Origin of the sequence: Paenibacillus nicotianae (assembly GCF_042681745.1) — a bacterium.
Taxonomy (GTDB): Bacteria; Bacillota; Bacilli; order Paenibacillales; family Paenibacillaceae; genus Saccharibacillus; species Saccharibacillus nicotianae.
Window position 1 is genome coordinate 627515 of the sequence record NZ_JBHUGF010000011.1, and the last position, 16082, is coordinate 643596.

At 41.5% G+C, this 16082-nt stretch carries 13 protein-coding genes; 11 read left to right on the top strand and 2 right to left on the bottom strand.

Annotated elements, in window-relative coordinates:
- Window positions 1-72: 72 nt before the first annotated feature.
- Complete coding sequence (gene cls, locus ACFSGI_RS21560; protein WP_204826253.1) at window positions 73-1581, top strand: cardiolipin synthase; 1509 nt, start codon at window positions 73-75, stop codon at window positions 1579-1581.
- A gap of 155 nt (window positions 1582-1736) precedes the next feature.
- Here the strand turns inward: cls and ACFSGI_RS21565 are convergent, their stop codons facing one another.
- Together ACFSGI_RS21565 and ACFSGI_RS21570 are read right to left on the bottom strand one after the other, a co-directional pair.
- Window positions 1737-2345: an esterase/lipase family protein gene (locus ACFSGI_RS21565; protein WP_204826254.1), complete on the bottom strand. Its 609-nt coding sequence runs from the start codon at window positions 2343-2345 to the stop codon at window positions 1737-1739.
- Window positions 2346-2575: 230 nt separating this feature from the next.
- Window positions 2576-4087: a phospholipase D family protein gene (locus ACFSGI_RS21570; RefSeq protein ID WP_204826255.1), complete on the bottom strand. Its 1512-nt coding sequence runs from the start codon at window positions 4085-4087 to the stop codon at window positions 2576-2578.
- 183 nt (window positions 4088-4270) lie between these two features.
- Here ACFSGI_RS21570 and ACFSGI_RS21575 point away from each other — a divergent pair, with 183 nt between their 5' ends.
- The 10 genes from ACFSGI_RS21575 to ACFSGI_RS21620 all read left to right on the top strand — a co-directional run bounded on the left by ACFSGI_RS21575 (window position 4271) and on the right by ACFSGI_RS21620 (window position 15994).
- Window positions 4271-5821, top strand: a complete 1551-nt coding sequence (locus ACFSGI_RS21575; protein WP_204826256.1) for a phytoene desaturase family protein — start codon at window positions 4271-4273, stop codon at window positions 5819-5821.
- Window positions 5818-7281, top strand: coding sequence for a phytoene desaturase family protein (locus ACFSGI_RS21580; RefSeq protein WP_204826257.1), 1464 nt, complete (start codon window positions 5818-5820; stop codon window positions 7279-7281). The genes ACFSGI_RS21575 and ACFSGI_RS21580 overlap by 4 nt, the downstream gene beginning before the upstream one ends.
- Window positions 7278-8159 carry a phytoene/squalene synthase family protein gene (locus ACFSGI_RS21585; RefSeq protein ID WP_379284353.1) on the top strand — a complete coding sequence of 294 codons (882 nt, stop codon included), beginning with the start codon at window positions 7278-7280 and terminating at the stop codon, window positions 8157-8159. The genes ACFSGI_RS21580 and ACFSGI_RS21585 overlap by 4 nt, the downstream gene beginning before the upstream one ends.
- 1 nt (window position 8160) lies before the next feature.
- Window positions 8161-8955, top strand: coding sequence for a carotenoid biosynthesis protein (locus ACFSGI_RS21590; RefSeq protein ID WP_204826258.1), 795 nt, complete (start codon window positions 8161-8163; stop codon window positions 8953-8955).
- Window positions 8939-9676, top strand: a complete 738-nt coding sequence (locus ACFSGI_RS21595; protein WP_204826259.1) for a lysophospholipid acyltransferase family protein — start codon at window positions 8939-8941, stop codon at window positions 9674-9676. Before ACFSGI_RS21590 ends, ACFSGI_RS21595 begins: the two co-directional genes overlap by 17 nt.
- Window positions 9677-9680: 4 nt before the next feature.
- On the top strand, window positions 9681-10883 hold the full coding sequence (locus ACFSGI_RS21600) for a glycosyltransferase family 2 protein (protein ID WP_204826260.1): 1203 nt from the start codon (window positions 9681-9683) through the stop codon (window positions 10881-10883).
- Window positions 10880-12364: a phytoene desaturase family protein gene (locus tag ACFSGI_RS21605; RefSeq protein WP_204826261.1), complete on the top strand. Its 1485-nt coding sequence runs from the start codon at window positions 10880-10882 to the stop codon at window positions 12362-12364. The genes ACFSGI_RS21600 and ACFSGI_RS21605 overlap by 4 nt, the downstream gene beginning before the upstream one ends.
- A gap of 14 nt (window positions 12365-12378) precedes the next feature.
- On the top strand, window positions 12379-13431 hold the full coding sequence (gene fni, locus ACFSGI_RS21610; protein ID WP_204826262.1) for a type 2 isopentenyl-diphosphate Delta-isomerase: 1053 nt from the start codon (window positions 12379-12381) through the stop codon (window positions 13429-13431).
- 130 nt (window positions 13432-13561) lie between these two features.
- Window positions 13562-14053: a hypothetical protein gene (locus ACFSGI_RS21615; RefSeq protein ID WP_204826263.1), complete on the top strand. Its 492-nt coding sequence runs from the start codon at window positions 13562-13564 to the stop codon at window positions 14051-14053.
- A 201-nt stretch (window positions 14054-14254) separates the two neighbouring features.
- Complete coding sequence (locus ACFSGI_RS21620; protein ID WP_204826264.1) at window positions 14255-15994, top strand: methyl-accepting chemotaxis protein; 1740 nt, start codon at window positions 14255-14257, stop codon at window positions 15992-15994.
- Window positions 15995-16082: the final 88 nt, after the last annotated feature.

The following is a 16082-nucleotide window of genomic DNA, read 5'->3' on the forward strand; positions in this document are numbered from 1 at the left end:
TAGCGAAGTTATGCGACATACTGTGCTGGAGTTACGTACATACTTTGAAGAGACAGACAGGAGTTGATGATATTGCGTAAAAGCGTGCTAGGGGTATTAATTATCGTTATGTTATTTGGTCTGTATTATGTAGGATTTGATCTACTGGGTCCAACTACAGGCACGATTATTAGTATATTTTCAACACTCAGCGTCATCTCAATCGGATTTATTATTTTTATAGATAATCGTCAGCCTGCGGTCACAATGGCATGGATTTTGCTGTTGGCTTTGTTGCCGGTAGTAGGTGTCTTTTTTTACTTCTGGTTTGGACAAAATGTATTTAAACGTCACAAGTATGAGAAGAAAGCCAAGCGAGATCGGCAAGTGTATCAGATGATTGAAAATGCAGGCATGCTAACAGCACTGGATCTGTCTTCGTTGCGCGAAGATCATCAGCGATTACTACAATTGTCTCAACGATTGGCTGTTACCCCTGTCTCACAAGCGACCGAGACGACTATTTTGACCAATGGTGGACAGACATTTACTGCCCTGTTAGAAGCGCTAGAAGAAGCTGAACATCATATTCATATGGAATATTATATTTATCGTGCAGATGATATCGGTACCCGGATTCAACAGATCTTAATCGAAAAAGCGCAAGCAGGTATAGAAGTTCGCTTTATGGTAGATGCTGTCGGAAGTATGCAGTTACCCCGTTTATTTCTACAAGAGATGAGAGAAGCAGGAGTGCAGGTAGGTATATTTGGCGAAGCGCGTATTTTACTATTATCCAGTCAGGTGAATTATCGTAATCATCGCAAAATTGTCGTGATTGATGGCAATATTGGCTTTATAGGTGGGCTCAATGTAGGCGATGAATATTTGAGTCGCAGTCAGACCTATGGATTCTGGCGTGATACTCATATGCAGATCAAAGGCGAAGGGGTACGCACATTGCAGATTATCTTTTTACAAGATTGGTTGCATGTGACAGGAGAGACGTGTCTCGATCAAGTATACTTTTCTCCGCGGTTGATCGCTTCTCAACATGGAGCAGTGCAGATGATTGCAAGTGGGCCGGATAATGATCTACGTGTACTCAAACATGTCTTTTTCTCAATGATTACCTCGGCGAAACAATCGGTCTGGTTAGCGACTCCATATTTTATCCCGGATGAAAGTATACTGACAGCACTGCGAATGGCGGCTTTATCGGGATTAGATGTACGTATTCTTTTCCCGGGTAAGCCGGATAAACGACTTCCTTTTTATGCGTCTCATTCGTATTTTGTAACGTTGCTTGAAGCAGGTGTCCGTATTTATGAATATGAAAAAGGATTTTTACATTCCAAATTGCTTATTGTAGATGGCGAAATTGCCACGATTGGAACAGCGAATATGGATATGCGTAGTTTTCATCTGAATTTTGAAGTGAATGCTTTACTGGTAGAGACGGAAAGTGTACATCAGATGGTAGGAGATTTTGAACGTGATCTGAATTCTGCAAGCTTAATTATTCAAGATCGTTTTGCCCGTCGTAAAGTCATGCAACGTCTGGTGGAATCGGCAGCACGTCTTATTTCTCCGATGTTGTAAAAGGGGAATATACAATAGTATCTGCTGTGTCGCAGGATATGGCTCTATTTATCTCACCGTCGCTTCCTTTTCAAATGAATAATGATCAATAACAACTGTACTGTATCAAAAAAAGCTGACCTTAAATAGAAAGGTCAGCTTTTTGATATGTGCGATTATTCTTCTAGCGCTGTTTTGATTAGACCACTAACAGAAGGGCTGTACAATAATCCGATATGAGCCATACCGAACACACGAATATTGTTGGCTCCATCTAACATAGACAATTGATTGGCTACGATCTGATCATTGATCGTATAGATTGAAGTGACTTTGATTCCATCAGGTGCTCTATTAGTTGTTAAGCGATTAGCACCACCGATGGTAACTAATTTATCTACTTTCGACAGACCACCGTTGTTCAAAATATAATACAGACTGTTAGCACCGCCCATACTATGCGCTACAATGTTTACTTTCTGGCTACCTGTTTGAGCCAACACTTCGTCAACTTTACGGCTGATCGTTGCTGCATTTAGCAGTTGATTACCACTTTTACTAGGCAGTTCAATCGCATATAGTTCGTTAGAAGACCATCCTTGACGGCTTAAATAGCTTTCTATGTAGGTAAAGTTACTAGCAGTTCCCCCGAGTCCATGCACAAAAATAACCGGTGTACGTGTTGTAGCAGCATTTGCTTGATGAGGTGCAAATGCGCCTACACTACATACCAATACTAGCAATACAGTTAGCATCAAACGAAAAGATAAACTTATTTTTTTCATAATCATTCTCCCTTTTGTGTTTGTATGAATACAGAAATTTACTAAAATATGAGTTATTGTATAATGAAACCAAAGAGTTGTAAACCCTTTTCGATATTTTTAACTTTAGGTATCACAAAAAGAACGATACTTTCTTTTCTACAGGATTTGTAAACAAAGAAGTATCGTTCTATTGTAAGTTATCTATATATAGATCATCTTATCCGATGATCGCTTTAGGATAGAATTCATTAGAAGGTAGTGAATCCCAGAATTAATTGTAAGCGATAAGCGATATCTTTAAGCCATGTACTATCTTCTTGATAAGCGCTCAAAGGTAAAGTATATTCTTCCCCTTTGTTGTTCCAGAGCATCGTAAAGTATTTGTTCACACTGGTCATTAACTTATTATCGCCTGGTGCAGAGATCCAGAAATCATTTTCCAGATTATAATCTTTGAGATTACGCGGCGTAAAGTTAGATGAACCGCCAACAATCAGATCGTTCCCTGATGCTTTATCGATATACATCATTTTGGTATGGTACTGTTCATCAGTGGTGTTATACCAGCGTACATCGATTTTGCCACTGGAAGCATTTTTGAGTTCAGCAGCTACAGGACGGTTCGGGATACCAATTTTATCTTGTCCAAATGCATTTTGATTGGGATCGAGAATCAGTTGGATTTTGACACCGCGTTTGGATGCTTCCATCAATTCGCTGGTGACATCTTTATCTGCTAAGTAGAACATTCCCATCCAGAGTGTATCGCCTTGCTTCGTGTCAGCAATTGCTTCAAGCAAGCGATCAAATACTTTACCTTCGGTAATATAACGAAGCTGTATTTCTCCTTTAGGTTTGGTAGCGTTACTCGCAGGTTCTTGATACGTAGGCAATTGCACTGAACTACCAGATAGATCAATAACCGCTTGTTCTGATTTTAAAATATCACCGATAATCGGCCCTTGCACTTCAAAAGCAACATTAGAGTGATACGCACTGGCATCATGAACATTACCTGTGGAGACAAGTGCACTATTTTCGGTAGCTACAACTTTACGATGGTTGGCTTTGACATTAATCAGTTTTAGATAAGAACGGAATGTAACATCAGGGCCATCGGTCGCCATCATATTAGGAACCCATCCTTTACCTGCTTGTCCGAACCATTGGAAAAAGGTACGCCAGATCGCAGAGTATACCGGAGTAGAATCACGTAATGGATCGACATCTGTGAGCACGACATCTATTCCATTTTGTTTAAGCTTTTCCAGTAAGCCATTGGGGCCTGAATTATAATTCGTATTTACTTCATCTGTAATAAATACGACTTGGAGATTAGGCACCTGCTTTTTACGTTCAATAAGCTTGTTCGCTAACCCTTCACTTAATTTAGGATACTTTTGCCCTTTATGTACATAATCGTTAAATAAGAATATATCAATAATCACATATTGTTGAGCGGAATCGATCATTTTAAGTATTCTGTCATAAATTTGTCGTTTTTGTGTAAATCGATCTCCTGTTCCAGGTGCAGGATAGGTCAGATCATAATAAAAGTTCACATGATCGACAGTGTAAATAGGACTCTCATAGGACACACCGGGAGGTAAAGGTTTGTTCGTCTGATAGATCATAACGGCGATAAGCCAGACGATCAGTAGTCCGAGGACATAACGCACCCAATGGGAACGTCGAAATCGACGGGGTGATTTACGCTGTGCAGCATGAATCGGTGATTGATTATTTGAAAAAGAATTCATCTCTTTTGATCCCCTTCCGAAAGCGCAATTCATACACTTCCACCTATTCATTAACAACAAAACATTAATTTTGACGCAGGTTGAGTTGCAAACAGGGGTTCGGAAGTTTATATATTAATTATAGTAAAAGAAATCATATAACTTTACGTACTTATAAAATTCATTTTAGCAAAGGGGACTGTGATGAAAGCCAATCATTCAACTCGAAAAGCAATTGTTATTGGAGCAGGCCCGGGTGGTCTTGCAGCAGGGATGTTACTTGCTAGTCAAGGATATGAAGTCAATATGTACGAGAAGCAGTCTGTTGTCGGAGGGCGTTCTTCCCAATTGAAGTTAGGGGAGTATCGTTTTGATCGCGGAGCTACGTTTTTAATGATGCCTCATTTAATTGAAGAGTTATTCAGCGTATCCAAGCGTTCATTATACGATTACGTAGAAATGCAAGAGTTAACACCGATGTACAGCTTGCATTTTGGCGATAAAGTATTCCAACCTTCTCGTGATCGAGAAGATACGGCAGCGCAGATCGCCACACTTTTCCCCGGTGATGAAGCAGGGTATTATCGTTATTTAGAAGAAGAAGATGTGAAGCTGGAAAAAGTAATGCCACTATTACGCAGACCTTTTTCAAATCTGACCGATTATATGCGTGCAGATGTTTTTCGTGCTTTACCGAAGCTTCATCTCAATGATACGGTATATGGACGGTTATCTAAATATTTCAAAGACGAGCGCTTAAAAATGTCTTTTGCTTTTCAAGCGAAATATTTAGGAATGTCTGCTTGGGATTGTCCGGGTACATTTACGATATTGTCGTATTTAGAACATCGTTATGGACTTTTTCATCCCAAAGGCGGCATAAACGCTATATTCGAAAGTATGGCTAAAGTAATCTCTGAGCATGGAGGTCACGTACATACAGGTATAGGCGTGAAGCAAGTCATTACCGAAGGACGTACAGCCAAGGGGGTTGTACTGGACAACGGAGAGACTGTATATGCAGATCATATCGTGATCAATGCTGATTTTTCGACAGCGATGAATCAGTTATTTGCACCCGGTGTATTGCATAAATATGCTCCAGATAAGTTAGCAGCTAAAAAGTATTCTTGTTCTGCGGCTATGCTTTATCTAGGTGTGGACGGAGCTGTAGATTTACCTCATCATTCCGTTCATTTCTCGGAAGATTATCACCGCAATGTCGATGAAATTATGAAGCAAAAAACGTTGTCTGAAGATCCATCGATCTATGTGCATAATCCATCGGTATTAGATCCAACGTTAGCTCCTGCTGGCAAATCATCACTATATATTTTGATGCCAACTCCGAACTTAACCGGTGAGACCGATTGGGAAGCGAAGCGTGAGCAGGTAAAAGAACAGATGTTATCCCGAGCAGAAATGATTCCAGAACTCGCGAACTTGCGCGAACGGATCGAAGAAATGAGCTTTTTCACACCACTCGATTGGGAACAGCAGTTAGATGTATATCAAGGGGCTACTTTTAATCTAACGCATCATTTGGATCAGATGATGACTTTCCGTCCGCATAATCGTTTTGAAGAATTAGACGGTGTGTGGCTAGTAGGCGGAGGAACCCATCCGGGTAGTGGATTACCGACTATTTTTGAATCTGCACGTATCAGTACCAGTATGATCTTTAAGCAGGATGGCATCGTGATTACCGATGAGATTCATGCCGATCAAGTGATGACCGAGGTTACTCATTCATGAAGCGTCGTGTAGCGATTGTAGGGAGCGGTATAGGAGGCTTAACAACGGCTTTACTGCTGAGTAAGCAAGGTGTGAATGTAACGATATTTGAGAAAAGTAATCGTGTAGGCGGTCGTATTGCTTTTGAATACGAAGGTGACGAACGGATCGATCAAGGGCCAACAATTGTACTGCTACCTGAAATGCTTCATGGTATTATGGAAGAAGCAGGTGTATCTCGTGACAAAATTCCATTGATTGAATGTGATCCACTTTATCGGGTTCATTATCCAGATGGCAAAGTACTTACCAAACACCGCAAGTCCGAGATTCAAGCGGAAGAAGTAGAACGCGTTTTTCCAGGACAGGGAGCTAATTTTAGTCGCTTTATGCGCGAAATGAGTCCATTGTTTAGCAGAGGACAAGCTTCATTTCTAGAACGTGATTTTCCAAACTGGAAACACTTTTTCACACCGGATAATTTATCGTTAATGCTTAATCTTCGTGCTTATCGCAATCTAAGTAGCGCTGCTGGATTGTATTTCAAAAACGATCAGTTGCGTGAAGCATATTCTTTACAAAGTCTATATATTGGCGGTATTCCTGAAAAATCACCGGGACTGTATACGATGCTTCCTTATGCTGAACATGCTTTTGGCATATGGATGATCAAAGGTGGATATGGCAGATTGCCTGAGATTTTGGCGCAAGAATTAGCAGAGCGCGGGATTGAGATTCAGTTGAATCGCACTGTAGAAAAGCTAGAAATCCAGAATGGAGTCTGTCTGGGTGTACAAGTAGATGGAGAACGACACCATTTCGATGCAGTCTTATATAATGGAGACTTCCCTAATATTTCAGCACTAATGGATAAAGAAATCACCAAACCTCGTCGTACACCATACCAACCATCGTCTGGTTGTGTACTGATTTATGCGGGAACAAATCGTAGATGGGATGATATGCTAACCCATCAATTCTTTTTACCACCAAGTCTAAATGACAGTCTTAGACAGGCGTTTAGTCAGCGACAATTGCCAGAAGATCCGGCTTTTTACGTATTTAATCCGGTAGCGGTAGATCCAGATGCGGCGGCAGATGGACAAAGTGTATTGTACTTCTTGATTCCGGTGACAGATGAAGCAGGGATCGATTGGGAAAGAGATACTCCTCGTCTTGTCGAACATGTATTAGAAGCAGCAGAACGTCGTGGATTCCCGGAACTTCGTTCTTCGATCCAATGGACCAAAGTACGTACACCCGCAGATGCATTACGTAGCGGATTGTATGGAGGCGGAAGTTTTGGGATTGCTCCAGTTATTGGACAGTCCGGTGTATATCGTCCACAGCCCAAGCCTTTTCCACATATTCGAGGATTGTATGCAGCAGGCGCTTCGGTTCATCCAGGCGGCGGCGTACCGATTGTTATGCAAGGAGCAAGGATGGCTGCACATCAAATGTTAAAGGAGTTGGGAATTTGAAATCCATCCGAAAAGCTGATTTGCAAAATTGTGAGGAAATGATTCGTCATGGATCGTCATCGTTTTATTACGCATTTAGCTGGCTCCCAAGTCCGCAAAAAGAAGCAGTTCATGTGATTTATGCTTTTTGTCGAATGATCGATGATAGTGTAGATGAACCCGAACAATCGTTATACAGTATTCATGAACTGCAAGCGTTGTTTAACCGATTGGAATCAGCAGAAGGACACTTTATTTGGCCTTCTTTACGTTGGTTATTTAGTGAATTTCCGGGATTATCCAAAGACCCGTTTCGTCGTCAAATGGACGGTCAAACGTATGACCTAACATTTACTCGTTATTCCACGATGCGCGAATTAGAGCATTATTGTTATCTGGTAGCCGGAACAGTCGGCGAGATGTTACTGCCTGTACTGAAAGGTGAACATAGTGATGAGATTCGTCATTCAGGTATCGCACTTGGCAAAGGAATGCAGATTGTCAATATTATGCGTGATATTGGAGAAGATGGCAGACGGGGTAGACGTTATATTCCGCTTGAATTGTTGCAACGACATCATTATACAGAAGAAGAACTGGAAGCCGGTGTGATCGATGATCGTTTTCGCGCGTTGATGGATGAACTGCGCTTTTTAGCAGAGCAGTGGTTTGCAACAGGTCTTGGCGATCTGGCTGCATATCCTCAGACCAGCGCATTTACTGTAGAGTTAGCAGCTACTTTTTATGCGGGGATTATGGATGTCATTGTAGAAAATAAATACGATGTATTCACTCAGCGTGCTTATGTTACAGATGAACAAAAGCGTGATATGTTAATCGGAATTGCGATGAGACATGGATTTACTACAGATATGCTCAAGCGATCGGTGGTTTCTTAATATGGGATGGTTATTTTGGATCTGGTATAGTATCGGAGCTGTCTTATTATTAACTGTAGGCGTACCGAAAGTATTGGATTTCTCAAATGGACTTTTTCTCGTCTTTTATGCATTATATGCGCTCTATTTAATTCATAGGGCAGAACTTTTTAATGGAATGTCCGACCAGTCAGTCAGTAATGCTACCAGACCTTTATGGTCACGCCTTATCGTATCTGGCGTGATCATCTGGTTCGGTGGTATGGCATTAGAATGGCTTGGAGTACATAGTGGTTGGCCGTTTGGAGAATACGAGTATACATCGGTTCTAGGCGCTCTTATATATGGTGTACCATGGACGCTAGGATTTGCATGGATAGGTGTTGTCGCAGGAGGCGTACTGTTAAGCAGCTCTTCCAAGCATCAATCTGCGTATAAGTCAGCGATATCAAGCAAAGGTAGCTATCAATTACTGCGTGCTTGCAAAGTAGGCATCTGGATTATTTTGCTAGACCTTGTGCTTGATCCGGTAGCTCATGCACGTGGGTTCTGGCACTGGGCAGAAACAGGCGGATTTTATGGTGTACCGTGGAGTAATTTTGTCGCATGGTTTGTTGTAGGTGGGCTGTTATCGATGGTGTTACCACGATTGATACTGACGGTACGAATTTTGCGCCATGCGACTTTTTTGTATCAAGGGATGTTGTTGTTATTTGGTTTGCTGGCTTGGCAAGCTGGTATTGGCGGTTCGATGATCGCTACATTGATCGGAATAGTCTTGGCAGAAGGGAATTACCGTTATGATACCCGCAGGTAAATCTTCTTCTTTTCAAATGGTATTTCGCAAGTATAACGAATGGTATCTGATTCGGCGTCATTTTCATTCCTTCACCATGACCGGTTCGCTTGATGCTTTGCCACCTCAGCAATCGATTATTTATATTATGAATCATAGTTCGTGGTGGGATGGACTACTGGTATACCATGCTTATAACCGCGCTTCAATCGGTGATCATTATATGATGATGGAAGAACGACAATTAAAGCGATATGATTTTTTTCGCAAAGCAGGGGCATTTTCTATCGAAAAAGAAAGTGCTAGTGATGTTCGGCAAAGTATGCGTTATGCTGCTGGATTGCTTGGACAAAGCAAGCGAGTATGGTTGTTCCCACAAGGAGAAATTCGTCATTTGGAGACACGTCCATTGATATTTCGTCCGGGGATTGGATTACTATTGCGACAAGCTCCACCGGAGACCGCTGTGATTCCAGTTACGCTACATTATGGTCTGTATCAACAAGCTCGTCTGCAAGCTTCTTTACAGATTGGGAAGCCGATTACTCGCAACTGGAAACAGATTAGTTCAAATGACTGTGCAGCAATGCTAGAGACGATTCTGACAGATCAGCTAGATCAACATCGTCAACAATTGATATTGTCTAAAGAAGGCTATTTATCTGAAGAGATTCACCTTATTCCACCCAAGCGCACCACAGACGACAAGTTCGATCAATATCGCAAACTAAGAAAAAGGTGAAATCATGCTGTGGATACTACAGATCATAACGTTCTGGCTTTTGATTCAGCTTGTATTTACGATTTGGAATCTTTCTCGTATGCCCAGATTAGGCACATTGTTATCTAGCAAAAGCAGTTATTATCAACCGCCTGCTTCTACAGATCGCTCACTAACAGATACCTACAGTTCAACGATTCTTCATGCTAAGCCGTTGTTATCGATTATGATTCCAGCACGTAATGAAGAGATCAATATTCGTGAATGTTTGTTATCTGTATTGAACTGTCGTACCGATTCGATAGAGATTGAAGTATTAGTCATAAACGATCACTCAGAAGACCGTACAGTAGCTGAGATTGAGAAAGTAATGCAACAAGATCAGCGAGTACGGCTTTTTCATAGCAATCCTTTACCAGAAGGGTGGATGGGCAAGTCGTATGCTTGTCATCAATTAGTCCAGCATGCTCAAGGAGATTGGTGGTTATTTATCGATGCTGATGTTCGATTAGAAGTCGAAGGATTAGAAGCAGCTATGGTAACTGCTCAGTCACAGGGAAAAGGTCTTATCAGTGGATTTCCACGTATGGAGACAGGCACATGGTTAGAAAGAATAGTTGTGCCTATGATGTCTTTTGTGATTGCCTATCATTTGCCGATTATGATGGTTCGTCGTAGTCGTAGCCCTCTCTTTTTGGCGGTCACAGGAGCATGGTTAATGATTCATCCTGATAGTTATGCTCGCTCAGGTGGACACGAAGGCATTTCTAATCAGATTGTAGAAGATATGGAATTGGCTCGTGCTGTCAAGCGAATCGGTGATCCTGTCACATTAGCAAATGTACAGCATTATACGTCTGCTCGAATGTACCGTAATGCTGCTCAAGTGTGGGAAGGATATAAGAAAAATATTTTTGTCGGTGCAGGGCGTAGTGCCTGGTTAGCCGTTGGTATTTCTATCTATTATGGACTTTTATTTATTTTGCCAGTATTCACATTGCTCTATAGTCTTGTGGCTGTAGATACGATGCTTATAGGCTGGTCGTTGCTAAGCATATTGCTCGGTATGATTACCAAAAGTATTATCGATTTCTATCATGGTAAGCCTTTCTGGATGGGAATCTATATGCCTGTTAGTGCGGCTTGTCTAATCGGAATTATGCTTGATTCTTGGCGTGCAGGAGTCAATGGAACAGGTTACAATTGGAAAGGAAGGAATTATGGATGAGTGATCGCAAAGCGCTGATTATCGGTGCTGGATTCGGCGGATTATCGTGCGCGATTGGTCTAGCTTCACGCGGATATGATGTAACAATCTTAGAGAAGCAATTGACAGTTGGCGGTAAATTACAGCATATTGAAAAATCAGGTTATCAATTCGACCGCGGACCAAGTACGATCACGATGCCACATGTATTCCGAAGTGTATTTGAACAAGCCGGACGACAGATCGAAGATTATGTAGAATTGTATGATTTGGAACCACGTACACGTAATGTTTTTGCAGATGGTTCGGTGGTAGACCTTAGTCGTCATGCAGAAGCGACAGCGGCTCAGATTGCGCTGTATAGCCCTGAAGATGCGCTTCAATATCCGCGCTTTCTAGCTGAAGCGAAGCAGATGTATCTTGAAGCGAATGATCAATTTTTGAATACCTTATTATTGTCCTGGCGTGATAAAATAAAGCCTTCGATGGGCAAAAGCTTACTTCGTGTACATCCTTTAACTACATTACAATCGTTATTGCGCAAATATTTCCGTCACCCTAATACATTGATGTTATTCGGACGGTACGCAACCTATGTTGGTGCTTCACCTTATCAAGCACCCGCCATTTTTGCTATGCTTAGTCATGTAGAAGCAGAGCTTGGTGTATATGGAGTACGCGGAGGTACATATCAGTTAATACGTGGATTAGAGAAGCTAGCGATTGAACTTGGTGTAACGATCCGAACAGGTATAGAAGTCTCACGCATTTTGGTACAATCAGGCAAAGCGATAGGTGTTGAAAGTAGTCTAGGCGATTATTTGGCACCGATTGTGATTATCAATGGCGATGTATTAAGCATGAGTCAAATGCTATTAGATGAAAGTGAACGCCCTTCGCTGACTAATCGGCAAATTGATCGCTATGAACCTTCGTTATCCGGTTTTGTAACACTGGCAGGAGTAGCCCGTCAGTATGATCAATTGCTTCACCATACTGTTTTTTTTCCTGAACAATATGAACCTGAATTTCAAGCGATTTTTGGGCAAAAACGTCCGCCTGCTTTACCGACATTGTATATTTGTTATTCCGGTTATTCAGAAGCAACGATGGCGCCACCTCAAAGCAGTAACCTGTTTATTTTAGCGAATGCTCCCTATTTATCAGATCAATGGGATTGGGAACTGCAACGTCAAGCCTACGGGCATAAGATCGCTTCATTACTGGAGCAGTATGGGCTGGAAGATATCTCGCAGGGCCCAGTGTGGGAACATTATACACCTGCTGATATTCAGCAAGATACGTATGCTCATCAAGGATCGATTTACGGGATTTCATCCAATTCAGTCAAACAAACTTTTTTTCGTCCAGGTAATCGCAGTCGTGATGTACAAGGACTATGGTATGTTGGCGGAACGACTCATCCGGGTGGAGGAACACCGATTGTAACATTATCCGGTCAACTGGTTGCCAAACATATTGCAAATCAACATTGGAATTGAAAGGAGGGCACACAATGAACTCTGAAGAAATCATACCCGAAGGACAGATTGCTGACCGCAAAAGTGCTCATGTCCGTCTTTGTCTGGAAGAAAATGTAGCAGGAGAAGGGGTAACTTCTGGTTTTGAAAATTATCATTTTCGTCATCAAGCATTACCCGAGCTTGATTTTGCTCAAATTTCACTGCATACCTCTTTTCTGCGTATCCCTACTGCTACACCACTACTGATCAGTTCGATGACAGGTGGTAGTCAAGCAACAGGAGATATTAACAAACGATTAGCAACCGCCGCACAAAAGCGTGGCTGGGCGATGGGGCTCGGTTCTGTACGAGCGGCTATTGAGCACGACGAATTAGCGGCTACATTCAATGTGCGTCAGCAAGCGCCGACGATTCCGATTATAGCCAATCTAGGAGCAGTACAGTTGAATTACGGATTTGGGATCGATCAATGCCGACGTGCAGTAGATCTTGCAGAAGCAAGCGCTCTGGTGCTTCATTTGAACAGCTTGCAAGAAGTATTTCAGCCTGAAGGTAATGTGAATTTTGCAGGATTGTTACAGCAGATCGAACAGATCGCCCGGCAGTTAGAAGTACCTATAGGCATCAAAGAAGTCGGTTGGGGTATTGATGGAGAAACGGCGCGCTTGCTAGTAGATGCAGGAGCAACGTTTATCGATGTAGCTGGCGCTGGAGGAACATCATGGAGTCAGGTAGAGAAGTTTCGTAGTATCGATCCTGTACGCCGCGCAGCCGCAGAAGCTTTTGCCAGTTGGGGGACACCTACAGCAGAGTGTATTGTCGATGTGCGTCAAGCATTGCCGGATATGACAGTGATCGGTAGTGGTGGACTCAAAAATGGAGTTGATGCTGCCAAAGCGATTGCGCTAGGAGCAGACTTTGCCGGATTCGGAAGATCATTATTAGGGGCGGCTGTTGAATCGACAGAAGCGTTGGAACAAGTGCTTGCGCAGGTAGAATTTGAATTGTCTGCGGCTATGCTAGGTGTAGGAGCAGGAGATATCACTGCACTGCAATCCACGACTCGTTTGCGTTCCAGACGTTAAGTACAAGATTTCTTTATTTCAAATCATTCATTTATTTTATATAAAATACAAGTGTCTATAGTGTTCGTTCATATAACTCGCTATAAATCAAAGTAGATATTGATCCTTTGTGGCAGAAAGGAGTAGATATATGGCTGTATCCGAAGCAGAACAAGCACGTCAACAAACGATTCAAATCATTGCTGAACGGTATCAACCTCTTTTTAAATATTTGAAAAGCAAAAAATGTCTGCGTCAGAAAAGTGGCGATTTTACATTTGATATTTCATTTACAGGCTCTAAATATGGCGAACTACGCGTGTTTGTAAGTGTAGAGACTTCTATAGCCCCTCCAGATGCTAATTGTATTTTTATCAGTCCACTTGTGAATTTGACGCGTAAATACAAAAAGATAGATAGTTATCATGTTATAACCATCAGCGAGCGAGAGCGAGTGATTGAAGAAATTTGTCGTTATATCGATGAATACGTATTGCCGTTTTTTGCTCGCTTTGAACAAATTGAAGTTCTTTCACAAGAAGTCTCCAAGCAAGGATTTCTCCCTCATCGCAAAAATTGGGATCGGTTTAGTCTGACCACCAAGCGCTTTTTAGAATTATATCCTCCTTCTGCTTCATCCTAATCGTCTCTAGAATACAATTTGAAATCCATAAGATAGCGGATTTCTACGTTTATTGTTGAAAAATGTAATGAAAATTTCAGAAAATAGGATAAAATAACTACTTTTTTTGCAATTACTCTTCATAACTTACATCCTTTGTACGATATATATGTAGTTAGGCATCTTGAGGTCTACAGATAGAGTATGAAGGAGGCAACATCGATGAAAAGGGGCAAAAAAGTTAAGTTGGGATTACGATTAAAGCTGTATCTTATGATTATTGTGCCATTGATTGTGATGGCTGTATTAACTATGTTTATTACACAAATACTTATCAAAGATGCTGCTTTATCTACAATGCAATATAACAACCAAACATTAACTAAAAATACGGTTGCAAATCTTAATGTAGCTGCTATTCAAAAGTTAAACAGTAGTCAAAATCCAGAGCAACTTCAAGAATATCGTGATCTTCGCAGTCAGCTTACGATGTTACGTCAAGAAACAGGATCATTATATATTTATTTGTTTAACTATGTGGACGGTAAATGGTTTTACACTGTTGACGGAGCGGCATGGGATGATGAAGGATATAGCAAATACGGAGACGAATTTGAGTTTAGTACAGCGCTGGATGCAAATACGTTATCACAACAAATGATTACGACAGATGTAGCGACCGATCCGACATGGGGCGAATTATTTTCAACTTTTTCTCCAATCAAAGATCAAAGCGGTCAGACAGTAGCATATTTGGGAATCGATATCTCAGCAAATGCTGTCAATACAGTCTATTCCAATACCTTAAAACAAGCTTATCAAATGGTTATTCCTGTATTTGCAATCGTGTTATTGATTTCGATTTTGTGTGCGATGGCGTTTATTCGCCGGATGTTACGTCAGGTGGGCGAGATTCAATCCAGTATGGAACATGTGACCAGAGGCGATCTTACTGTCAGTTCCAAACGGATTACCGGTGATCAATTAGGAGATATCAGTGATTTGAATAATGCGATGGTGTCTCATATTACCGATATGATTACTAATATTCAGCAAGGTTCACACACATTGCAAGAATCGTCACAATACATTTCCAAAGTCTCCACAGGTACATTACGTCAGACCGAAGAATTATCGCGTGCGATTCATGAGATTGCTACAGGCTCAACGCAACAAGCAGAACAGACCGAAGAAGCTGTACAACATTCGGAACGATTAGGGCAGATTATAGATGAAGTACGAAGTTATGTAGATCGATTCGGAGATACAGCTCGTCAACTTACTCAAGTGCGCGAACAAGTGACACAGGAACACCAACAATTGTTGCAACAAGGGAAGCAAAATGTACAACAAATGCAACAGATGCAGTTGATGTCACGCGCGCTAGCAGAGCAATCACAAGAAGCAGCTAACGTCAGTGGACAAGTACAAAGTATTGTAAAACAAACACAAATTCTAGCGCTTAACGCTTCGATTGAAGCTTCGCGTGCAGGTGAAGCAGGTAAAGGATTTGCTGTGGTAGCAAGTGAAATGCGTAGTCTGGCACAGCAGTCAGAAGATTCAATTCGTGAAATTGATACCATTCTAGGTAGCTTTGTCGAGCAAATCAACAGTATGGGTCATCGCTTTGATCTAACGATGAAGTCTGTCGATCAACAAGAATCGCAGATCACAGAATGTATGCAGACTTTTGAACAAGTGAGTCAAGTATCTGATGAAGTACAAGGGTTGGCTGTCAATCTAACAGAACGCACTGCACATATGCAGAATCTGCGTCATGAAGTAGAAGAACAACTCAGTTATATTGCTTCAGCTACCGAACAAACGTCTGCGATGACAGAAGAAGTATCGGCTAGTGCGCAAGAACAAGAACAGTCGGTTACGGAATTATCGACAATCTCTCAAAATCTAACCACACTGTCGAGTCAACTTCAAACTTTGACGAATAAATTTATCGTATAGTTGTTTGCCACACCGCAGGTTCTCATATATAATGAGTGTGGAAATTCATGTTCGTTTATTTATAAATTCAAATCAATAGGAGTTGTCA